The 21,408-nt window shown below is 65.6% G+C and carries 17 protein-coding genes and 2 pseudogenes; 4 read left to right on the top strand and 15 right to left on the bottom strand.

Annotated elements, in window-relative coordinates:
• From ACIGDI_RS40200 to ACIGDI_RS40160, 9 genes and pseudogenes are all read right to left on the bottom strand, one after another.
• Positions 1-351, bottom strand: a 351-nt coding sequence (locus tag ACIGDI_RS40200) for a transposase (RefSeq protein WP_399907381.1), incomplete at its 3' end; no start/stop codon positions are given.
• A gap of 97 nt (positions 352-448) precedes the next feature.
• Entirely contained in the window at positions 449-1,645 is a 1,197-nt protein-coding gene (locus tag ACIGDI_RS40195; protein ID WP_399907379.1) for a hypothetical protein, read from the bottom strand.
• Positions 1,642-2,310, bottom strand: coding sequence for a DUF6313 family protein (locus ACIGDI_RS40190; RefSeq protein WP_399907378.1), 669 nt, complete (start codon positions 2,308-2,310; stop codon positions 1,642-1,644). The genes ACIGDI_RS40195 and ACIGDI_RS40190 overlap by 4 nt, the downstream gene beginning before the upstream one ends.
• A gap of 168 nt (positions 2,311-2,478) precedes the next feature.
• A complete protein-coding gene (locus tag ACIGDI_RS40185; protein ID WP_399907376.1) occupies positions 2,479-4,293 on the bottom strand; it encodes a UvrD-helicase domain-containing protein in 1,815 nt (604 codons plus the stop codon).
• Positions 4,290-6,332 carry an ATP-dependent nuclease gene (locus ACIGDI_RS40180; protein ID WP_399907374.1) on the bottom strand — a complete coding sequence of 681 codons (2,043 nt, stop codon included), beginning with the start codon at positions 6,330-6,332 and terminating at the stop codon, positions 4,290-4,292. Before ACIGDI_RS40180 ends, ACIGDI_RS40185 begins: the two co-directional genes overlap by 4 nt.
• A gap of 398 nt (positions 6,333-6,730) precedes the next feature.
• Entirely contained in the window at positions 6,731-6,913 is a 183-nt protein-coding gene (locus ACIGDI_RS40175) for a hypothetical protein (RefSeq protein WP_399907372.1), read from the bottom strand.
• Between the two features lie 181 nt (positions 6,914-7,094).
• A pseudogene (locus ACIGDI_RS40170) lies at positions 7,095-7,734 on the bottom strand (IS5 family transposase); the annotation flags it as partial.
• Positions 7,659-8,030, bottom strand: a complete 372-nt coding sequence (locus ACIGDI_RS40165) for a 2'-5' RNA ligase family protein (protein ID WP_399907370.1) — start codon at positions 8,028-8,030, stop codon at positions 7,659-7,661. The gene ACIGDI_RS40165 and the pseudogene ACIGDI_RS40170, both read right to left, overlap by 76 nt.
• Complete coding sequence (locus ACIGDI_RS40160; protein WP_399907368.1) at positions 8,012-8,203, bottom strand: 2'-5' RNA ligase family protein; 192 nt, start codon at positions 8,201-8,203, stop codon at positions 8,012-8,014. The genes ACIGDI_RS40165 and ACIGDI_RS40160 overlap by 19 nt, the downstream gene beginning before the upstream one ends.
• A 619-nt stretch (positions 8,204-8,822) precedes the next feature.
• On the opposite strand from ACIGDI_RS40160, the gene ACIGDI_RS40155 reads away from it, so the two are divergent.
• Positions 8,823-9,185 (top strand): hypothetical protein, encoded by a 363-nt coding sequence (locus tag ACIGDI_RS40155; protein WP_399907366.1) that lies wholly within the window; start codon positions 8,823-8,825, stop codon positions 9,183-9,185.
• An 11-nt stretch (positions 9,186-9,196) separates the two neighbouring features.
• Positions 9,197-12,310 (top strand): trypsin-like peptidase domain-containing protein, encoded by a 3,114-nt coding sequence (locus ACIGDI_RS40150; protein ID WP_399907364.1) that lies wholly within the window; start codon positions 9,197-9,199, stop codon positions 12,308-12,310.
• A 114-nt stretch (positions 12,311-12,424) separates the two neighbouring features.
• On the opposite strand, the pseudogene ACIGDI_RS40145 reads toward ACIGDI_RS40150, so the two are convergent.
• From ACIGDI_RS40145 to ACIGDI_RS40135, 3 genes and pseudogenes are all read right to left on the bottom strand, one after another.
• Positions 12,425-13,188: pseudogene (locus tag ACIGDI_RS40145) on the bottom strand (IS5 family transposase).
• Positions 13,189-13,416: 228 nt separating this feature from the next.
• On the bottom strand, positions 13,417-14,502 hold the full coding sequence (locus ACIGDI_RS40140) for a helix-turn-helix domain-containing protein (RefSeq protein WP_399907363.1): 1,086 nt from the start codon (positions 14,500-14,502) through the stop codon (positions 13,417-13,419).
• A 22-nt stretch (positions 14,503-14,524) separates the two neighbouring features.
• Entirely contained in the window at positions 14,525-15,679 is a 1,155-nt protein-coding gene (locus ACIGDI_RS40135; RefSeq protein WP_399907361.1) for a hypothetical protein, read from the bottom strand.
• Between ACIGDI_RS40135 and ACIGDI_RS40130 the strand changes: the two genes are divergently transcribed.
• On the top strand, positions 15,659-15,901 hold the full coding sequence (locus ACIGDI_RS40130; protein WP_399907359.1) for a hypothetical protein: 243 nt from the start codon (positions 15,659-15,661) through the stop codon (positions 15,899-15,901). The genes ACIGDI_RS40135 and ACIGDI_RS40130 overlap by 21 nt on opposite strands.
• A gap of 464 nt (positions 15,902-16,365) precedes the next feature.
• Positions 16,366-17,061: a restriction endonuclease gene (locus ACIGDI_RS40125; RefSeq protein WP_399907357.1), complete on the top strand. Its 696-nt coding sequence runs from the start codon at positions 16,366-16,368 to the stop codon at positions 17,059-17,061.
• Positions 17,062-17,340: 279 nt separating this feature from the next.
• On the opposite strand, the gene ACIGDI_RS40120 is transcribed toward ACIGDI_RS40125, so the two are convergent.
• From ACIGDI_RS40120 to ACIGDI_RS40110, 3 genes are all read right to left on the bottom strand, one after another.
• Positions 17,341-17,568, bottom strand: coding sequence for a hypothetical protein (locus ACIGDI_RS40120; protein ID WP_399907355.1), 228 nt, complete (start codon positions 17,566-17,568; stop codon positions 17,341-17,343).
• Between the two features lie 1,520 nt (positions 17,569-19,088).
• Positions 19,089-19,865, bottom strand: a complete 777-nt coding sequence (locus ACIGDI_RS40115) for an ETEC_3214 domain-containing protein (protein WP_399907353.1) — start codon at positions 19,863-19,865, stop codon at positions 19,089-19,091.
• 910 nt (positions 19,866-20,775) lie between these two features.
• Complete coding sequence (locus ACIGDI_RS40110; protein ID WP_399907351.1) at positions 20,776-21,348, bottom strand: transcriptional regulator; 573 nt, start codon at positions 21,346-21,348, stop codon at positions 20,776-20,778.
• Positions 21,349-21,408: the final 60 nt, after the last annotated feature.

Raw genomic sequence — 21,408 nt, 5'->3', positions numbered from 1 at the left:
ACAGCGCGCCGGCTGGGACAAGCTCGCGCCGGCACAGCAGTACCTGCTGGGAAGCGTCGGCATCGACCCCGACGCGGACGTACCGGTCCGGCCGGTTATCTCCACCGGCCCGACGTCGGTCAGTACTGTCTTGGAGCGTTTGCCGTTGCGGGAGTTGCCGCCGTTCTTGCCGACAGGGTCGTGCTTGTCATAGCCGAGATGGTCGGTGATCTCGCCTTCCAGGGCGGACTCCAGCAGCCGCTTGGTCAGCTGTTGGAACAGGCCGCCTTCACCGGTCAGCTGCAGCCCCTCGGCCTGGGCGCGGCCCACCAGCTCCTCGATCAACTGGTCGTCAACGGCCTTCGCCGACACCGCGCTTGTGGACTTGCCACACGGACTCGGACACGTTCTCACTGGTCATCGATGCATCTTCCATGATCGGGAGTTACACCGAACGTCTTACAGTCCCTCAGCTTGATGTCGGCCGATGCACATGTGCTGGGGTCGTGCCCGGCTCCACGATGTAGATGCCGCTTCCGGCAGGGGTCTCACGCGAGTGGGCCTTGAGCTCCGTGATATCGAGCGTTGTCGGCCACCGGGTTTCGTTCTCGGACCAGCGCACGCCGCCGAGGTCCACACCAGCGAGATCGGCAGTGCGCAGGTCTGATGTGGTGAAGTCGTTCAGAAATGACTTCACGGACTCTTCGTCGAGCAGCGGTACCTCGCGTCCGAGGACGCTGCTGACGGTCCTCCGGACCTCATCAACGCACAATTTGACGAGCTCAAGGAGGTTCTCCTGCAGCGGGCTGGCGTAGCGCGCCTCGCGCTGTTGGGGTGGGCTGGCGTAGAGCAGTGCAAGGGAGACAGCCCGGGCCAGGTTCCGGCTGCGGTCGAGAGTCTCTTCCAGAGCCCAGCGGCCAGGGCCGTGATGGCTAATGGAGTCCTCGATGGCGCCGCTCAGATCTTCACTCAGGCGCTGGACGTAAGGGATGAGAACAGCAGCGCGGTCCCGTTCTGCAGCGCGCGGATTGTCGATGTTCCGGGTCAGGACGTTGGTGCGATTGCGGGCTATGGCGAGCGCAGCGGTGAGGGCCGGGTCATCGGAGGTCATCCTAGACGCGTGATCGAGCGGGTGCCTCAGCCTCTCCACGAGGACAGAGACGAGCCAAATGGCACTGCGGTAGTCCTGGCCATGCGTGGCGGAGAGTTTGGCCGCCGTGGCGAGGGCACGAGCGGCATCAATGACGTCGGGGTGGTGCCGGAGCGCCATGCGGTCTTCCGTGCTCACGGACTCTGTGAGTTGCTCGGTAGTTACTCGAGCCCTCTCTGCCTCAGTCGTCTTGCGTTGGGACCGCCACTCGGCTGCCAGCACTGAGTCCGCGGCTTCCTCGCCGGTGACAGTGGCGTGGTCTCCAGCTTTGGTGCCGGCAGCGGAGGGATCGGGGTAAGCCGCGCCGTCTTCTACGTCACCCTCATGCGTCGGCTGCGGCCAGTGCACGGCGAGGGTGGGAAGCGGCGCCCCTGGGGACATCCTGCCGACCACCCGGGCTGCCACCTGGTCGGCGAACCGTCTGATGTCCGCCTCGTCAGCCTCTTGCGGAGCGCGGGTATATACGTGCTCCCAGGCGATCTCGGCGGCGATCTCGGCGGCAGTCTTCTTGGTCATCTCGCCTCCGCGGGGTTGCCCGGTGCCAAGCGCCGCGCGGTGCACCAGGCGCAGTACGGGGGAACCGAGGTGGTGGCGGGGTATCGCAAGGCCTCGACAGCGGTCTCCTCTGCCCAGGATCGCACGTGCCGTCGGGGCACGTCTTCGGCGGCGGCCGCGGCATTGAGGAAGTCGTTGACGCACTGCCGCCAGCAACGGTCGGCCCGCACCACGTCGCCTTCATGTACGCGCACGAAGGGCTGCACGAAGGGCTCGTGGAGTGGCCCGAGGTCGAGATCCGCCAGGCTTCGTTCGTACCGGCGCACTCGATCGCGCCCATACATGCGTGGCATTCGCACACCGAGCGGACCACCCCGGGCCTCGATGGCCGCGCGCATGTCAGTGATGGTCAGGGTGCGCCGGCGGTCTGCCTGCGAGGTAATCAGGTAGGCAACGATCCCGGCGATCAGCGCGGGCAGTACCAGCCACCCAATGACCGACAGCGGCCAGGCGACGTAGGGGTAGGGAACGTTTCTCGGGGTCTTCCGGCCGACCAGCAGGTCCCAGGCATCGGACCAGCCCGCCAGGCGCCACTGGATCAGGAAGAGGACCACGAGGCTTCCGATGACCCACTTGGCGCGCCACAACCAGCGTTGCAGCTTGCTCATGGCGTCCACGTCGGGCACCTGGGCCTCCCCGGCGAAGCCTTTCGCTCTGTCGCAGGAGCCGGAGTACCGGCCACTGCGACCGTAAGTCGCTCGCCGACGGTGCGCGAGTCGAGGAAGCTCCTTGCGCCTAGGGCCGGCCGTAGATGGGGGTGCGCAGCGTGCACGTGATTTCGCGCTGTCTGGGGGTCAATCCGCCGGGGGTGGTGCGGTGATCTCCACTCGGTGATCGACTTTCAATGCGTCAAGGTGCGTGACGACGTCCGCGTGCTTGGAGTAGGGGTAGGTCAAAGTCACGAGGCGACGGGCGCGAGTGATGGCGACGTAGTAGACGCGCAGCAGCTCGCTGGTCTCCGTGTGGGTAGAGGGATCCGCCCAGGCCTCGAGGAGCTCCCTGATGTCTTGTGGCTTCGGAAGATGGATGAGGACCGCGTCCGCTTCACTGCCCTTGGCTTGGTGGATGGTGGAGCTGCGTACGAAGGCGGGCCGCTTCTTTTCCTCAGCTGCCTCGGGCAGGCCGATCAGTGAGCGGATGGCCGTTTCGAGGTCGGCTTTGGCCAAGGAGAGGATCTTGGGGGAGTCCAACTGTGCGTCGGAGTCTGGAAGCCGCCTCTTCAGCACAGCGCGCGCCTTGCTGCGCCAAATACGGGCGGGTGTCGCATCCACGGCGGGCAGCTGAGCGAGAAGGGCAGCGGCGTGGCGGCGCATGGCGGAGGGCGTGAGGTCGTGTGCGGCAAGCGTCTCGGCGAGGGGGCCCGTACTCTGCGGGTGCCAGTATTCGCTGAGCAGGGCGGTGGCAAGCTGTAGGGCGTGGCTGCGGGCGACCGGTGGTGCGTCGTCGGCGGCGAAGACCGCTGCGGCCCATGCCAGGGCTTGGGTGTCCCGTTCTTTGGGCAGGCGGGGTGCCGGCCTTGAGCGGGGCTTGGGGATTGCGTTGTTGCGGTGGGCCAGAGCCAGGCAGTCTGCGGGGGCGATGCCGTTCTGTGCGGCGAATGCTGTGAAGGCCTCGCTCGCGTCGGTTACGTCGAGATGGCCGGAGATCTTTCTGCCGTGGCGGCCGTAGGGCAGCAGAAGAACCGGGATGTTAAGAGCGTGGTGCTCCCCCACGGACAGATCTGGGGCGCCGCGCAGAGCGGGTCGTAGGGTTGCGGCCAGCTGGCAGACGGATGGGCTGCTGCGCCAGTTGCCGTTCAGCTCCAGTCGGCTGGGCAGCTGCTGGGTGAACGCGTGCAGGTCCTGCGGGCGGGCGTCATTCCATTCGTAGATGCCTTGGTCGGTGTCGGCGACGATAACCAGAGGCAGGCCTGCTTGGTGCAGGTGCTCAAGGATGGCGAGGTCGAGTTCGGAACAGTCCTGCGCCTCGTCGACGACGATTTCGAAGAAGCGGTGGCGCAGCAGGTCAGTGACGGCGACATCTCTGACGTGGTCGAGGGCGGCGATGCGGACCTCGTGGCCGGTCATGTAGCCGCGGGTCTGCCACAGTTGGTCGCGCTTCTTCTCGGCCCAGACGATGTAGTCCTCTTTGGTGTCCTTCGCGTTCATGAGGTGCGTGCCGGGCTTGGGCCAGGTGACGTCGGTGCGTCGTGTGGCGGGGTCGTAGTGGAAGTCGAAGGCGGACAGGGGTACTTTGCGCCAGCCGACGACGGCTGCGGGGACCTGGTCCCAGGACAGGACGTGCTGCCAAGGAGGCGTGGCTGGCAGGAAGGGTCGCACCAGGTAGCGCCACAGGAAACTGTCGAAGGTGCCGATGTAATGGGGGTAGGTGGTCAGGTCCGGGCGGTCGCCTGAACACCGGTCGCGCAGTTCGTCGGCGGCTACGTTGGTAAACGACAGCAGGGCGCGTCCGCTGCGTCGGGGACCGGGCGGGGTCAGGCAGTGGCGTTCGACCAAAACGCGGGTCTTGCCGGCGCCGGGGCAGGCCCGCACGAAGACAGGTGCGGCGGCGCGCACGGCCTGCTGCTGCCGGGATCGGGCCTGGTCTCGTCGTGTCTCGATCTCGCTCATGCGGTGTGGCCTTCCACTCCTGCTATCCAGCGGATGGCGGTGGCCAGGTGCTCGGGCACTACGAATCCGTCGGGCTTGTCGCTGAGGCGTTCGGCCAGGCGGTAGGCGTAGTCGCCCTTGGGCAACTTGACGACACTGGATGTGAACAGGTTTCCGAACGCGGCCGCCCGTGCCTCGTCGCTGGCTGCCTTTTCCACTGGCTCCCAGTGATGCGCGGAACGTGGGCGCAGATTGAAGAAGACCTCCGCGAGCACGGCGCAGTTTTCGGCGCGCATGAGCTCGGGTTCCAACGTGGGCTTGCTCTCGGCGATGTGGAAGGCGCCCTCGGGCACCTGCCACTGCACCAGGTGCCGACGCAGGTAGGAGGCACGGTTGAAGCCGACCTCCGGCTGCGGATCGTCGTCGCTGTCAGGGGCGCCATCGCCCGGTACCGGTGGGACATCGCCGGTGTTGCCGGTCGGGCATTCGTCTGCGGCTTGGGGCTGCTCGCCGGTATCCGGTCCGCCCTTGGCCTTCCGAGGGTCTTGGTCAGTGATCAGTACGACCTGGTCGGCGATGCGCACGCCGCCGACGTCCGCCAGCAGGGCCCGCATGTAGGGCTTGAAGTCCACGCCGTCGACCGCCACGATGCAGCTGCCGCGGAAGACCGCCTTGGCCCGTCTGCGCGCGGCCTCATCCGGAAGCGCCTCCAACACCAACTCGGCGAATGCGGGTATCAGCAGCGCCTCGGCCAGGCCCTCGACAAGGATCACCCGGGTGCCGAAGAGCATGGCGCTCTTGGTGATGTCGAGGTAGCGGTCCAGCTTGGCCGGTTCATGCTTGGCGAAGGGAAGCGCCGCCACCGGCACGGCAGCGGTCGTAAAGGCGAAGCCCGATGGGGGCGTCTGGCCCCCTTCCTGTTCTTCGCCGTCGGGCGCCATGGGGCCCGCTGGGGTCACTCTTGCGGCGGAGGCAGCGAATCCGGGCGCGAGGGTGCGGCGCCGCTTGAGCACCACCAGATCCTTGACCGTCGTGGCTGCGGCCAACACCGGCGAGTGTGTCGTGATCACCACCTGGATGCGCCCCAACGGCATGTCCTCGGTTTCCGGCCGGGACTGCTGAGACTGCAGTGCCTGGTTCTTGAGGTGATCCAGCAGCAGATTCTGCAGCTGCGGGTGGAGATGGGCTTCGGGCTCTTCCACCAAGAAGAGCGTCAGGTCCGCGCCGCGGGCTGCCTCCAGTTCGGCCAGGACGGTGGCGACGTACAGCAGGTTGGCGTAGCCGAGGCCGGAGCGGGCGATGTCTTCGACGTCCAGGCCCTCGTCACTCATCCGCGTACGCAGCGCCCGTGCGATCGACACCAGCGTCGGGTCCGCGAACGACAGCCGCATGTGCTGCGGATGCGCGCCGGCGGTGAGCAGCCCGAGTGGATCGTTAATGCGCTTGCGGGCCGCTGCGACCTTGTCGTGCCGCTCCAGGGAACGGAAGTGCTCAGCCTGTTCCTTCTCGAAGGCTCTGATCGCCTCTTCGCCACCCAGCTCGGCGGCGAGGATCAACCGCAGCCGGTTGCCGGAGCTGGAGGCCAGCTCCTGCTGAGCGTTGCGCATCGGCGGCAGGTAGACATGGCGGATCGTGCGGCGGGCCTCCGGCTCCGGGTCGTCCAGCAGCCGGCCAGCCGACCACACCGGGCGCTGCGGCCGCGCGTCAGCGTCCGGACGGGCGAAGCTCACGGTATAACGGGCGCGATGCCCGCCCGGCAAGTCAGGCTCGTCCGCCTCGGAGACCAGCGCATGTAGGTGCGAGCCAGCCTCTGCAGGTTCCAATCCACCGTAGACAGCCGTCAGTTCGGCCACGCCGTCGGCCCAGGGATGGACGTCGTCGGCTTCCCACCAACGGTTGCGTCGCCCGTCCAGCGGATCAGTCAGCAGGCGCAAGGCGTCAATGAAGTTCGACTTTCCCGCGTTGTTCTCCCCCACCACAACGGTCACGCCGTGCTGCAGCGGAATATCCATGTTCAGCAGCGACTTGAAACCCTTAGCTCTTACCCGCCCCAGATACAACTTCCGCCCCTTATCTCCCCAGGAGAGGGACAGTACCCGGTATCCCAACAGCCCGAAGCGGCATCGGCAACATCTGGCAACAGAACGAGGGGGCTGAAGAGACGGGATCCACCAAGGCGCTACTCACGCTCTGCCGCGTAGCGCCGGTGTCATCGGCAGGGCACCTCGATCGCCGCCACAACGACGTCCCGGAGCCACCGACACTGATCCCGGCCCGCACTGGAACACCGCTTCACGAACCTCATCCGGGAGATATGAGCAACTCACGGGACTTGCGCGCGTTGCACACGACACACCGCAGGGCCCGCCGAGCACCGGCAGCGGGCCCTGCGGTTGCCCTGTGCCCCGCGGGTTGCGCCGCGTCATGGCGTATCTGAACCGCGCGGGACTGCGGGTGGTCAGATGGCGGGATGGGGAAGTTCGCCAGCGTGTACCTTCACAACCTTCATGTGGGTGCATCCGGCGGCCTTCAGGGCACGCTGACGCCGGATGGCGGCCTGCTTGCCGAAGACGCCGGCGGATACCTGCGCAGAGCCGTCAGGATCAGTCCACGTCAAGCCATAGCGTCGCATCGCGGCCATGTACTCGGTCCCCTCCACTCGCTTCGGCGAACACTTTACGGACCGACGTGGGTCCCTACGTCTCAGCAGCCTTCCTTGTGACATCGCCTCGTCGAGAGGCCCCTAGCCCAGCGACGCCATGGCCTAAAAGACGCCGTTTCAGTTGGTGAGCTGATGAGGGCTGCGGCTATGCCCAGCCTTCGCATCCGGCCAGCCAGGAGACCGTTCTCTCGACGACCCAGCGGCGTCGGCCGAGCCCCTCGGAGGGCTCGATGCCCTTCCGGGCGATGCGGTGGCGGATGCGATGCTCGCGAAGCCATTGCCGCAGGTGGTCGTAGTCGTAGCCCTTGTCTGCATGGAGCTTGGCCGGACGCCGGCGGCGCGGGCCGCAGCGGGACCGGATGGGCGGGATCCCGCGCACGAGCGGTTTGAGTCCGAGGCTGTCGTGCATGTGGGCGCCGGAGATGCCCAGCGACAGCGGCACGCCGTTCCGGTCGGCGATCAGGTGGGCTGCCGATCCTGGCTTGCCGCGGTCGGCCGGATTCGGCCCCCGTCAACGGTCCCGTTTGCCGCCCGGACGCTGACGGAGTCGACTGCGCACCGCGACCAGTCCAGCTCGCCCCGAGCGCCGAGCTCGTCGAGCATGACGCGGTGCAGCCGGGCCCAGACCCGGTCCCGGCTCCACTGGGCGAATCGCCGGTAGATGGTGGGCCAGCCGGCCCGAACACCGGCGGCAGCTGCCGCCAGGTGCAGCCCCTCTCGCTGCTCAGTCCCTGCCGAGCTCGCTGGTGCCCAGCGCGAACGTGGCCCGTGGCTGCATCGGCCCGTCTTCCCGGCGGGACAGCAGGACCAGCTCCCGGACCAGCACCGAGTGGCTGCCCAGCCGGGCGGACAGTTCGGCGGCCAGCTCGCGTGGCTGCCGGGTACGGCCCAGCGAGAGGTGTGGCGTGAAGCCGCGCGCGCGGTTGTGACATCGCGGGAATCGCTCGACGAGCTCGCCGTAGAGGCGGGCCCAAGGCGCCGGGCTTGCTGCCGCGGGGTTGAGCCAGACGGTGGCGTACGACCGGTGCCGGAACCACCGCACCCCGCGCAGCTCCGCGGTGAAAGGCGCTACGGCGCTCAGCGCCTCCGTGACCATGGGGCCGCCTGCTCGAAGTCGGCCTCGGGTACGAAGCCGAATATCACGTTGACGTGCGGCGGCCACCGGCGGATCTGCGGGTCGTACACCCGACGGATGTCCTGGATCGGCGGCCAGAGCTCCTGGGGCGGCAGCCAGGCCAGTGCGGTCCGGGCGGTGGGCAGGGCATTCATGACCACACCGCAATTGAACCTCAGGCGGCTCCGCCCAGCCGTGTGGGTTGGCGATGCGCATCACGATCGCCTCGTACCCGGGGCGTAGCCCCTCCTGGTGCGGAACGTCCCGTCCCCGGCGCGTTTGACGCGGGCCGTCCATGCCCACGAGCGGCTACCTAGGGACGGCGCACGCACGCCCGGACGGCGACGGTCCGCGGCACGTGCGGGGCGCACCTGAACGGTGCGCGGGGAGGATGGCATTACTGGTGTGGGGCGCAGACCGTGGCGATGGGCGGCCTCGGACCGGGCTTCGCGCCCCTCACTCGCCCGGTGGATCCACACTCACGGTCATGCCCGGCGTGGCGCTCGCGCCGTTCGCCTCGGTTCACGACCGGCAAAGGGGGCGCGAGCGGAGGTCGCGTGATTCGGCTGAGCCGATCGGGTCTGCCTGACACCTTGTCGCTCTGGGTGGCTGCGGCCATGCTGACCGCAGGCCTCCCTGGTGCCGAGTCCGACGGCATCCCGAAGGAGGGGCTGCGGAAGGGGAGACGTGACCGCACCGTTTCGGATCAGGCACACGGCCGTTCGGAAAGTCTCACGTGGTGCGGATGAGGAGGCCAAGGAGTACCTCGACCGCATGATGCGCCTCATCCCTGGCGAAGCGGTCGGCCTCTATCTGGTGGGGAGCGGCGTAGTCCCGGAGGGCCGAACGGCCGGGCTCCTCGCCTGGTTCGGATTCTGTGTGGCCGTCGTCGTGCTTGTCCGCCTGTACGGCACTGCGGATCACTCCGCGGGAAAACCGCCCCAACCAGCGGCTGTCAGCGTTTCCGTGGTGGCTTTTGTCGTCTGGGTGTACGCGATGGGCGGTCCCTTCGAGGCGCTGGGCGTCGCGGTGCCGTGGGTGGGCTCCCTTCTGGTGTGTGCCACTTCGTTCATCGCCCCGTACGTCTACAGAGGCGAGGCCATGAGCGAAGAAGACGAAGCTCGTCTCTGGCCGTAGAGGTGCGAGGGATGAGCGCGGAGCAGCCTCCCACAGGGCTGGCCCAGGACCTTGCCCAATTCACCGTGCAGGTCCTGCATCACAGCGGGACGCGGGTGGTTGGGGCCGGCTGCCTCATCGGTCGTGACACGGTGGTCACCTGCGCTCATGTGGTGATTCAGGCTGGGGTCGAGCTGCGGAGCAGGACCGCGCGCCCCACTCTAACGGCTGCTCAGAGCGTGGACATTCGCCTGCTGAGCGGTCGGGGCTGGACAGGGCGCGCGTACCCGGTCTGCTGGCTCTATGGGCGATGGCCCATGCCGACGGAGGGCGACCGCACAGGTCGGCACATCGATGGTGAGGCATGGTACGACGATGTCGCCGTGCTCCGAATCCTCGGGGAGCCGCCACCAGCGAACACGTTCCCAGTGGCCCTTTTGGGAAGGCCGGTTCCGCAAGCGGGACACAGGTTTCGCGCCACGGGGTTCCCGAGGCGGAGCGGCGGTCGGCTGTTCTACATCGCTGGGGAGATCATGGGCCGCAATCCGGGTTCATCGGCGGCTCCGCTGCGGTCCGGTCTCCTTCAGTTGAAGTCGACGCAGGTCGTGAAGGGAGGGATGAGCGGCGGTCCCGTTCTCGACGAAACGCTGAACCGAGTGGTCGGCATCATCGAGGCGTCATGGTTTGACGAACGGCCTGGCTTTGTGTTTCGTCCTCTCCTCAATTCGGGCGCCGCCTGGGCCGTTGACTGCGATGTGCTTTCCTCTCCTCCCTTCTCTGCCTTCCTGCACTCCATCCCCGTAGGGCCCCTGGCCCGGCAGCAGGTACCACGGCCTTCGGTCCCCGAGGACGATGTGCGAGCGGCGATCACGGGACCTCGCAGCGACAGATACCCTGTCGGAGGCGCGACCCAGGAAGAAGGACTTGTCCCCAGGACGGAGCTTCTCCAGGATCTGCTCGGCGAGTTGGAGGATCCGGAACGACGGATGCTCGGACTGGTCGGGTTCGGCGGCGAAGGCAAGAGCAGTTTGGCGCTGCAGTTGATCAGAAGGCGGAGCCGGCTGCGCCGGTGTCCTGTCTTCTGGTGGGACTTCCGTACGGATGGCGGACCGGACCTGTTCTTGGCCAAGGCCGTGCAGTTCTTCACCGATGGACGTCTCCATCTGGGCCCCGATCCCTCTCCGACGACGCACGCCGACGCCCTTTCCGTGGTGGCGAAGGTGCAGCCATGCCTCTTCGTCCTCGACAGCGTGGAGGTCGTTCAGCAACGGGACGCAGGCGGCTTCGGCAGGATCACACACGACGGCCTGCGCCTCTTCCTTCTCCGATTGGCATCGACTCGCCATGAGTCCTTCTGTCTGCTCACCAGCCGTTTGCAGTTCCGGGATCTGCCGCGCGCCCACAGCCGTGCCTATGCGGAACGGCATGTGGGACGGCTGACCGTCGAGGAGGGCAAGGCCTTGCTGAGGAAGCGGGGGGTGCGTGGCAGTTCCGCCGACGTGGAGGCGTTAGTGGAGGCGTGGAGTGGGCACGCTCTCACGCTCGACTTGTGGGGACAGATCATCGTCGACGAGTGGGCAGGTGACATCGCCCAAGCCGTGCCGCTCAGCGAGAATCTCAGAGGGCAGGACAGCACCGCAGAAGGGAGGACGCCTGAAGAGCGGCTGTCCGTGCTGCTTGGCTTCTACGACAGATGGCTCACGGAGTCGGAAAAGACCGTACTCACCGTTCTAAGCGCCTTCAGGACATCGGTGCGAAAGGAGTGGCTGAGCGCCACACTCCAAGACGCGGAGCTTCAGGGCGCACCGGACGCCGCAACACTGCGCCGGTCTCTGAATCACCTGGCGGCACTTGCTCTGTTGCGGCTCGACCAGCGCGGGCTGACACTGCATCCGCTGGTGCGTCAGCACTATCGGCGCGTGCTCCGGGACTGGCCGGAGACAGCCCGCTACCGACTCCATCGATGTATCGCAGACCGTTACCGCAGAGCCGCTGGCCTCGTCTCCGAGCACGCTGACCTCGCAGAGTTGACGCCGCTGGTGGAAGCCGTCCACCACCTGTGCGGAGCCGGCCATTTCCGGCAGGCTCTGAGCATCTATCGCGAAGAACTCGAACTGGGCACCGTCATGCGGTTGTCCTACCAGCTCAATGCATACGACACGGTTTCCACCCTGCTGGACTCCTTCTGGCCGGCCGGATTCGATGCAAGCGGTGATCCAGCATTGTCAGCCGGTCGGGATGCGCGCTACGTGATCAATCGAAAAGCAGTCGCCTTGATGAATACCGGCCACCTGGCACAAGCAGCCACGCTCTTCGAACGGGCCGTGGAAATCGGTGAGAACAGAGGGGACCTCCTGGGCGCCACGCAGAGCGTGGAGAACCTGGCAGAAGTCAGCCTCTACGCGGGCCGACTCGACCGCATGGAACAAGCGGCCCGCAGAGCACTCGTTCTCGCCCACGGACTCGAGTCTCCGGAGCGAGAGGAGGAGATCCGCGACAGTAACTGTCATCTGGGTTTCGCCCTCTCTCTGACGGGCCGTAATGCAGAGGCCGCTCTGTGCTTCGAGTCGGCCGAAACACTTCAGCGGAACCTGACCCCCCAGACACCTTTCCTCACCGATATCTGGGGCATATCCCAGGCCGAGTTCCTGCGCCACAGCGGGAGCCCGGATACCGCCCGTACTCTGACGGAGGCAAACCTGCGCTTCGCCCAGGAGGAGCGCCTCGCCGATACCATCGGTATCTGCTGCCGGCTCCTCGGGCAGTTGGCGTACGAAAGGGGGGACAAGCGGCTGGCTAGGGATCTCCTCAACGAGGCAGTGGACCGAGCACGCCGGATTACCGAACGGACGGTCCTGCTGGAAGCACTGTCGGCCCGGGGGCGTTGCAGTGCGGAGTCGGGCAATACCAAGGCTGCTCTTACGGACCTCGACGAGGCCGAGGAATACGCCAGGGCTGGAGGCTACGCGCTCTACGCACTCGACATCCGGATAAGCCGGGTGCGTTGCCGCCTCTGGTTCGAGGAATATCTCGAAGCCGCCGAAGAACTCCAGCAGTGCAGGCGAGAAGCCGAGCGTCTGCGCTACACGTGGGGGGTCGCGGACGCGGCACACGTCGAGCGGGTGCTCTCGGAAGCGGCTGAGTGAGCAGCCAGGCTGCGGGCCACCGCCGTAAGGCTGACAGTGGCCCGACGACGACCCCTTCGGCCTCAGCGCCGTGAGAAGCAGACCCTTGAGCGGCCTTGTCCTCCTATAGCCATTTCACTTGGTTAGTCTGCGGTGGCATATGAGGGTCGCGGCGATGGCAGTGAAGGCGAGGAAGTGTTCCGGCTTGCGCTCGTAGCGGCGGTGGAGGCGGCAGCAGCCGGACAGCCAGGACACGGTCCGTTCCACGACCCAGCGGTGCCGGCCCAGGTGTTGAGATGACTCGACACCCTTGCGGGCGAGACGGTGCCGGATGCCGCGGGAAGCGAGCCATCGCCGCAGGTAACGGTAGTCACAGCCCTTGTCGCCGTGCAGCTTGCCGGGGCCGTCGGCGTCGCGGGCCACGACGGGAGCGGATGGGTGGAACGCCGCGGACCAGTGGGATGAGGGCCTGGCTGTCGTGGAGGTTGGCGGCGGAGATGCCGACCGACAGGGGTAGACCGCGGCGGTCGACGATGAGGTGGATTTTCGATCCCTTCTTGCCGCGGTCGGTCGGATTCGGTCCCGTCAGCTGCCCCCTTTGAGGGCCCGGACGCTGACGGAGTCGATCGCACACCGTGACCAGTCCAGATCGCCCCGGGCGCCGAGTTCGTCCAGGACCAGGCGGTGGAGCTTGGCCCAGACCCTGGCCTTGGTCCACTCGGTGAACCGCCGGAAGGCCGTGACCCCCGACAGCCCGAAGCCCGGGGGGGGGGGTGGTTCCAAGTGCAGCCCGAGGTGGCCACAAACACGATCGCGGCCAGCACCTCGCGGTCCCCTCGCCGACGGGGTCCTCCACCCTGCGGGCGAACCGGCGCCGGCGGCACGACTCGTTGGAACAACGTCCCAGCTCATCCGGCGCTATCCGCTCGACAAGCGCAGCAGTCATCACCCCAGACTGCCGCAAGATCACGCCAACTGAAATGGCGTCTAAGGCGGGAAAGGGCCGGTGTGTCGTGGCCCGCGTACGGTTCATGCGGGCGGTGCTGGGCGCCGTGGACACACGGTGCGCAGCCCAGGCTCGCTTCGCCGTGAACAGACACCCGGCTTGACGAAAAGGGTCACAGCCGTCATCTAACAATACTTAGCACGGGCCGTACCGGGGCTGTTCGCTGCTCGCCTCCGGATACGCCAATTGGCACAAGCCCAAAAACGTAATCATTGAGTTCTTCAGGGAAGATATCAACAGCTTTTGCAATGTCGGTCGGACTCTTCCCCTCGGCCCGCATAACTTCAAAAACCTTAGAGATGAGCTTACTGCTCTCGCGCGCGAGTTTAGATTTCGGTTCCGCTTTACGATATCCAAGCTGAGCGAGTTGCTTTGCAGTCTGACTGTATCGCCATTCGGAAAGAAGGCTAAGGGTGCGAAGGCGGTAGGTGAAGGCCATGGCGGAGACACCCCAGCGTCGCTTGGCGCTCAGGATACGCAGGATTTCGGCATTGTTGACCTGTTGGGCGAGGATGCCGGCCTTGGGCATGAGGAAGGCTGAGGCAAAGGCGTCTGCTGCGGCTTCTGCTTCGGGGCCGCGGGGCGACTGGTAGCCGCTGTGCAGGACGAGGTGGCCGAGCTCGTGAGCTGCGTCGAAGCGTCCGCGTTCTGCAGTCTTGCGGGTGTTGAGCATGGCGTAGGGGGTGCCGTGCCTGATGGTGGAGAAGGCGTCGATGTCAAGGCAGTCGGGGGCGAGAGAGAAGACGCGGACGCCGTGTGCTTCGAGGAGGTGCACCATGTTCGGAGCTGGCGCTTCTCCGAGACCCCATTCAGAGCGGACTCGTTCTGCTGCTGCTTCGGGGTCCAGGTCGGAGTAGGAGGGGACGTCCGGCTTGGGCAGGGTGAAATGGTCCTCGCACCACAGGTTGATGGTCGCTGCGATGGAGCCGCAGCTCAAGGCGCTATCGCGTTCGGCAGCGTTCATCTTGGACGGTGCGCGGAAGCTGACGGCGCCGGGGAGCATGTCAGGCGCTGGCGGGGCGTGGAAGAAGCTGACGGGGAAGCTCAGCGCGGCAGCGAGTGAGGAAAGTGTTTCCACTGAAGGGGTTTTCCTGGCGTTCTCAAAGGCGGTGAGACTTTGCGGCGAATATCCCGATTCGCGGGATAGTGCGGCAAGAGTCATGCGCCGTCGCTTTCGTGCCAGTACTAGTCGTTCGGGGGTAAACACTTTCCCAAGCTCCCGTCGTGCTTTATGTGGTCGGCTTGGACCTTACCTCGAAGTCGAGGTTGCCGCTGTCAATGCCTTCGTCGGACGAGTCCAACAGGCCTAGATCGAACCCAGGATCCTCGCCGGTAAACAGCGGAATGCGCTCACTCCACTCATTCACATACTTCCCTTCCATCTTTACAGGAAGGGAAAGTTCTGCGATGAGTCGGCCGTCTTCAGTTCTCCCATAGAGGAGGAACCACAAAGGCATCGCGTCGAGTTCTCGGCCGAACTCGATTTCATCGCGCGAGGCGAGGATGGTCTGCCCGCCGCGCTCGAACTTGACATTGTCTTCAACGAGTTGGGCCATGACACGGCCCTTGGGGTTCTTCGACCGGACCTTGCTGTCCGGATCACCGATGCTGCCAGCTCCGCTGACTGCGGTGATGGCGTGGCTACCGGTCGGGTGGACGACCCGCAGGATGCTGTCGCGCCTGGTGTACTTCCATACAGGATTTTGTTGCTTCGGGTCGGTCAGCTGCTCCGCGAGGTAGCGGTTGGCCCGACTCCAGAACGTGATACCCGGCATCGCCGGCGCGTCGAACTCCGTGCACATACGAGCCTCACTGGTTGCCTGAGCCAAGGCGTCCTGGAAGAGCTTCTTTGTCACCCCCAGCTGCGCTAACCGCGCCTGCTGCACCTGCGCTCCATCACCGGTCACTGCGTCCCCTCCTGCGGTCGGTTTCATAAACCGTACCTGGCTCAAGGTCGAATTTTTGAAACCATGGGGATTGTGGCACACGCGTTCGATTACGTCACGCAAGAAAAACCGGATGCGGCCCTCGTCGGTCGGAACCGGCAGCCGATGCTCCTTCAAATGGAGGTGCGCAAGGGGCAGCGGCAGGATGCCTTCCGGCCGATCGGACACGATCGCCGGACATGCTCGCGAGCGGCCTGCCAGGATCCAGACGTGATCAACCTGGGAGTGCGCATCGAGTTCTACGAGAGCGTTGGTCAGGTGGGGCAGCCATCGAGGGGCTATCTCGGTGCGCTGGAGCGGACTGAGGGTTACCGGGCCGCGGAGGTTCCCCAGATCGGGACCCACCTCATGGCCGCGTCGTTGCGCGTCACAGACCACCAGACAGCGCTTCCACTGCCCGGACCGATGCAGCTGCCGGTGCGTTTCGTCGAGCACCATCTGATCCCCGAGCGGGACGGCAGAGTCCCGATGTGGTGGGCCAGCTACGACGAACCCGGTCCCGTCATCGTGGTTCACGCAGAGCTGGGCTCGTCTCCGGCCAGCGAGCTGCTGCGTCAGGTGGTCCGCCAGTACGTGGCAGACGGCTGGGAGTGCTACGGCGCAGATGGTTCACCGCTGTGCGGGTACGCACTGGAAGCCCGCCGCGACCTGGGACTGTAGGCGGTCGCACCTGGTCTGTATCCATGCCGGCGCCGGCGGACGCGGAGGGTCTCGTGTGCCCGTCCTGGCTGGTTCCCCCCTTCCTTGATCACCCTGTGTGGTGATCTCCTGACCGGTTGTCAGTGCCTGCTGCCACCATGTGCTGTTGCAGGGGGAATCCATGACGAGGGGGAGGCTTGCATGCCTTGGGTGCGGCCGTACGTGCGTTCCGACGGGACACCGGTTCGTGGCTATTCGCGCTGGGCGCCAGGCGCGCGACGGGAGATGACGATCTTCGCGGTAGTGGCGTTAGCCGCGGTGGGGTTAGGCAACGGCAACGCCCCGGTGAGCAGCGGAGCCGAGCAGCGTCCTCGGCCTGCGGTGTCGTATCCGATCCGCTTCGATGACGTCCCTGCGGTGAAGGTGCACCGGCCGCAACCCGCGGTGTCGTACCCGATCCGGTTCCCTTCACCGAAGACGGCCCGGTGACGCGGCGGCCGCCGGTACGGCGGCGTACCCGACGGCCGACCAGGCGGTGCAGGCGAGACGATCAGCTTCTGGCGGGTGGCGTCGCGGCCGTGGTCGTCGTCGGCGTGGTCGTGGCGGTGGTCAACTGGCTGCTGGCGCACTGGTGGGTCCTCGCCGTCGCCGGGGTGCTCGCCGTCCTGGTGGGCGCCGGCTGGCTTCACCGGCGGCGGCAGCGGGCCCAGTGGGAGGCGGTACAAGCACGAGGTCTGCGCTATGCGATCACTCAGCTGGACGTCTTGCACCATGCGCGGTTCGAGGACGCTGTCAGCGACTTGATGCGGCGCGACGGCTGCCGTGATGCCCGCCGGGTCGGCGGCGGCGGAGACCTGGGCGCGGACGTCAAGGCCACGGACCCCTTCGGGCGGCGATGGGTGATCCAGTGCAAGCACCGCCGCAACGGGGTCAAAGGCGCGGCGGTGGGCACGCCGGATCTGCAGGTCCTCAACGGCACAGCACGGCAGGTACACGGCGCGGACGTTGCCGTGATAGTGACCAACGGCCGGGTCAGCGCACCAGCCATGACATTCGCCCAGCAGCAGCGGCTGCACGTGGTGGACCGCCAGACCCTGGCAGTGTGGGCCTCGGGCTCACGCCCGCTGTGGGAACTGCTGCGGGCAGTGCCCCCGCCGCGGCGGCCATCTGCGCTGTCCTGAACGGCACCATCCTTGCGGTTGAGTGGCACCCGGCAAAATTGGCCGGGTTCCACCCAACCTGGTGGGGTGCCTGCCGGTCCAGACGTGCGGTGTGGAGATGACCGATGCCTTCCAGTGCTGCTACACAGCAGCGGGCCGCGGTTCCAGTGGGACGGTGGGCAGAGCTACTGGACCAGCCCGCCAACCCAGGCGCTACCGACAGGGGCACCGCTACCCGGCGCGTCCGTCCGCTCGATTGCCATCCATCGTTTCTCCGCCACCATCTGACGGAGAAACGATCTACAGATGGAGGAGCCTTTGCCAGAAAGGCTGAGTTGCCTGGGCGGCAAGGAAGATCAGCGTCAACGTGCCGCCGAACGCGACACCTGCCTTGATGATCAACATGGGTGTCGAGATGGGTGCCGCCGAGGGTGCGCGATAGAGAACGACGGTGATGAGTGCGACTACGGTCGCTAGCAGAATGGCGACAACGCCGCTGCCGACCAAGAACCACGCTGGACCCGACATGATCCCGCCGGTTTCCTCTCTCGGGGAGGGAGCGAGATCGGATGCCTGACAGCACAAAGTCCGACTCGTTCCCCTGGGACAGGGGACACACAAGTGGGACTCGGAACCGACGTTCCTACGGCATGCCCTGCAAGGTGGGCCGATTCATCCGCGGCGGACATACGCCGAATTTCAGGCTTCGGTTGCAGCCGATCCGGAAGCCCGCGCGAATTGGACCCGACCGGATAAGCCCTGCTTCCCCATGCTGCCCTCTAACGCAGGCAGCGGTCGCGCTCTACGTCGAGATTAACCGGGGGCTTACCGACGCAGCAAGCCTCACCTTGACGCTCCGCGCTTGCATAGCTGGCCCGCAAGCGCTCACTAGCGGTCCGGTACTGCTCGAAGCGCTCCCGCCGCTCCTCCGTGGGGAAGAGCAGGGGCAGGTCGACGTCCAAAAGGAACCCCGGGCATGGGCCGGCCTGCGAGAGCGGGTCGAAGACGGCGAGGAGGGTTCCATGCTCGTTGACGAGGGGGACACCGCAGGCGTACCGGCTGTCTCCGACGCTCCAGCCGACGGTCACGTGCATTTTCGGTGGGGCTGGGCGCCGCTATTTGCTCTTCCTGTGTTGTGTCCGGGGTCGCTTGCCCTGGCGTGTCGGTACCTTCCTGCACTGGGCCTATGAGGCAGGACTCCTGCGGATCTCCGGCGTGGCCTATCAGTTTCGGCACCGGGAACTTCAGGACTGGCTCACCAAACACCCCACCCCATGACCACAACTCCTACCGGAATTTTCGCGTACCGTCCTGGCCGGTTCCCGCCTTCCTTAATCACCCTGTGTGGTGATCTCCTGACCGGTTGTCAGTTCCTGCTGTCACCATGAGCGGTTGCAGGAGGAATTCATGACTAGGGGGAGGCTTGCATTGGGTGCGGCCGCACGTTCCGACGGGACACCGATCCGTGGCTATCGCGCTGGGCGCACGACGGGAGATGACGATCTTCGCGGTGGTGACGTTAGCCGCGGGGGGTTAGGCAATGGCAACGTCTCGGTGAGCAGCGGAGCCGAGCAGCCTCCGCGGCCGGCGGTGTCGTATCCGATCCGCTTCGATGATGTTCCGGCGGTGAAGGTTCACCGGCCGCAGCCCACGGTGTCGTACCCGATCCGGTCCCCTTCGCCGAAGGCGCCCGGTGACGCACTGCCGCTTCGTCCTCCCTCTCCCGACGCGCCCCCTCCACGGGGCCCACGACCGGCCGCGCCACCTCACCCCGACGGATCTCCATTCCCACCCCGCCACCACTACCACCCCTCACTGACACAAGCGGGTGGGTCAAAGGAGAGAGACAAAGGGTTGTCGGGACCCGTGGCCGCCCCTGACCAAAGGTTTTGACCAGGGAAAACCCTGCGTAGCCTGCCGAACGTGGCGATAGCGGCTCTGGTAGGGAAGGCGGTAGGGAGTCCGGTAGGGGAATCGGAGGCGAGTCGTGGCCATGAGTGTCGCGGCGGGCAGCATGACCGCGGACAGAATGATCGCGCTGGATTAAGTCATCGAACCGCGATTCTGTCGACGCCGATCTGATCTGGATAGAGCGCCAAGATATCAACGAACGGTGCCGTTTCTGCGTAGGTATTCGGGATAGATTGTGCCGCCAGGACGCGAGCTGATCTGTCTAGTGCAGAAATATCAAATGTTTCAGTATTCGCACCGGGAGGCTTTGGGTTCTCTAGGGCCCACTGCGCCCAAGCGTCAACCATTGGAATTTTCGATCCCTTAGAGTGCCATTTGCATGTGTCGTTCATCCCTGCGGCAAACTGCCTATATTTGGTAGGATTGCCGCCAGCAAGGACAATGAACACGTAGGCCCGGTTGGTGGCGACGGCGGGTGCAATTCGCATCTTCTGGACATTAGAGTTTCCGCTCAGGATCTCAGAAAGTGTACTCTTGTTCAAAACCATCTTCCGGGAATGAGCCCCGCCTGCAGGATAAGTGAAGGTTGGGTTGAAGTCTGACCGGCAGGATGTAACAGCATATGCCACCACCGTTTCTCCCGGGTTCGTGATGGCGTCAACCCAATACCCGCGGCGCTGAAAGGTGTATTGTCTAAAATTCTTCACTAGGGGCGCACTGTACGATGGTTGACCGAGTTGTTCTCGAAACTTTTGAAACAGAAATCCGGCGCGCAGCGTTGAGAGTCGGCCGTATTCTTCTTCTTGCCATTTATAATGTCGATTATACCATTGGGTGATACTCTCTGCGGTGGTAATCACGGCTCCGACGGAAGTAATTACGCTCGCGACGAAGAGCAGGATGACGAAAATCATGGTACGCTTCGTGAACCTGTCGAACCTTTCACCGAGTGAAACTCGCTCAGCGTCATCCTGTCGCTTTTCGGGTTCTGCCATGCAATTAATGGAAGGCCGAGGTGCGGAGTACTGCCCTATGGCGTGGGCCAAGTAGGTGAGTGCACTCTGTGAGTTCGCCCAAAAAGCCGAGGTCCTTCACTCCCTCGCGACCATTCGGAGGGTCTGCCGGGGGTTCACTCGCAGGCTGATCGGTGGGAGGTCGATCAAGCTCGCCGCCGACGGCGCGATTGGTGAGAAGTTCTCGCGGCCTGATGATCTCGATTACGAAGACCTCTGTCTGTGACTCGGACGCAAAAAAGGGACCCCGGAGATGCCGGGGTCCCGGACTCAGGGACCGCTAACCCACAGTTTGATAACTGGTGGACCGGCCGTGATGACGAAGGCGAACGCGCCTCCGGCCCAGGCTAGTGCGGTCATAAGGATATGAGCTCCAGCATACGACACGATACCGACTGCAAAAGCGGCGGTCAGTGCCGCGAGGAACAGGGCCACCACTACCAGCTTTCTGGCAGGGGGCAGTATCGGTGCGGGCATTTCTTCCCCTATTCATTATGTGCTCATTATAGGCATCACGTCCTTAGATAGAAGTAGCGCCTTTCGGCGCCGGTCCCTTTTCGTGCTGGGGGGACCTCGTGCCATTCCTGCTCCCTCAGGCGAGGGCTGCGACGCTCCAAAGGCCGTCGCTCCAACCACGCTAGCGCTGGATCGGCCATGAGGCAGCACTTTTGACGACATACCCAGCAACATCCGACCCGCGGAGTTAGCCCTATTAAGGAGGCTGCATGCCCTTGGCTCTCTGATGACGTCGTGGACCGGCTCGGGCGGACGCTGGCCGATGACGAGCGGCCTCGGGTACTGGTGGGCTCAGTCAGGCGGCGAAGCCGACGTTGGTGACGTATTCGTACTGGCCCCACTGCGAGCCGAGGTCGACGACCTGGTCGACCCAGGCCTCGTCCAGTTCCCGTTCGTCGCCGGCCGCCCAGGCGGCGACGATGCGGTCCCAGCGGCTCACGTTGAGGGTACGGAACTCTACGACGCGCTGGCGGGGCCGGTCGACGCCGGACTGGTTGAGCGGGTGGATCTCCACGCGGGTGCCGCGGCCGGCGCGGTTGAGGCGGGCGGTCAGGTAGCGGGCGACGTTCTCGCGCCGCACGGTGCGGTACGCCCTCTCGATGCGCTCCAGGTTGCGCCGCGAGGGCGTGCGGCGGCCGTCGAGCCAGGCGCGCAGGGTCCGGTCGGTGACGGTCAGACCGGCGGCCCGGGCCGCGGCGCGGGCGTGATCGGTGCGGGTGAGGTAGTGCAGGCGGGCCAGCAGGCCGCGGGGGGCGGTGACGGGCGTGGCGATGTAGCCGGCGAGGGCGTCCAGCTGACGGGCGACGGCCTCGTGGCCCTTGATGCCGCGGGCGCCGTACTTGCCGAACTCGATGTTCCGCTCAGGCATCTCTTCCGGTCCTCGGGTCGGTGGATCACTCTACGGGGATTGACGCGGGCGCAGGTGATC

This window comes from Streptomyces sp. NPDC085900 (assembly GCF_044540925.1).
GTDB classification, from domain to species: Bacteria; Actinomycetota; Actinomycetes; order Streptomycetales; family Streptomycetaceae; genus Streptomyces; species Streptomyces gilvifuscus.
This window is presented reverse-complemented; position numbering and strand designations above follow the sequence as displayed.

Excerpts from the sequence above, each read along its gene's own strand:
- ACIGDI_RS40185 (WP_399907376.1), bottom strand. The coding sequence starts at position 4,293 with ATGAGCGAGATCGAGACACGACGAGACCAGGCCCGATCCCGGCAGCAG.
- ACIGDI_RS40110 (WP_399907351.1), bottom strand. The coding sequence starts at position 21,348 with ATGCCTGAGCGGAACATCGAGTTCGGCAAGTACGGCGCCCGCGGCATC.
- ACIGDI_RS40160 (WP_399907368.1), bottom strand. The coding sequence starts at position 8,203 with ATGAATGCCCTGCCCACCGCCCGGACCGCACTGGCCTGGCTGCCGCCC.
- ACIGDI_RS40195 (WP_399907379.1), bottom strand. The coding sequence starts at position 1,645 with ATGACCAAGAAGACTGCCGCCGAGATCGCCGCCGAGATCGCCTGGGAG.
- ACIGDI_RS40155 (WP_399907366.1), top strand. The coding sequence starts at position 8,823 with ATGATGCGCCTCATCCCTGGCGAAGCGGTCGGCCTCTATCTGGTGGGG.
- ACIGDI_RS40150 (WP_399907364.1), top strand. The coding sequence starts at position 9,197 with ATGAGCGCGGAGCAGCCTCCCACAGGGCTGGCCCAGGACCTTGCCCAA.
- ACIGDI_RS40165 (WP_399907370.1), bottom strand. The coding sequence starts at position 8,030 with ATGGTCACGGAGGCGCTGAGCGCCGTAGCGCCTTTCACCGCGGAGCTG.
- ACIGDI_RS40120 (WP_399907355.1), bottom strand. The coding sequence starts at position 17,568 with ATGTCGGGTCCAGCGTGGTTCTTGGTCGGCAGCGGCGTTGTCGCCATT.
- ACIGDI_RS40115 (WP_399907353.1), bottom strand. The coding sequence starts at position 19,865 with ATGATTTTCGTCATCCTGCTCTTCGTCGCGAGCGTAATTACTTCCGTC.
- ACIGDI_RS40175 (WP_399907372.1), bottom strand. The coding sequence starts at position 6,913 with ATGGCCGCGATGCGACGCTATGGCTTGACGTGGACTGATCCTGACGGC.
- ACIGDI_RS40135 (WP_399907361.1), bottom strand. The coding sequence starts at position 15,679 with ATGGTGCTCGACGAAACGCACCGGCAGCTGCATCGGTCCGGGCAGTGG.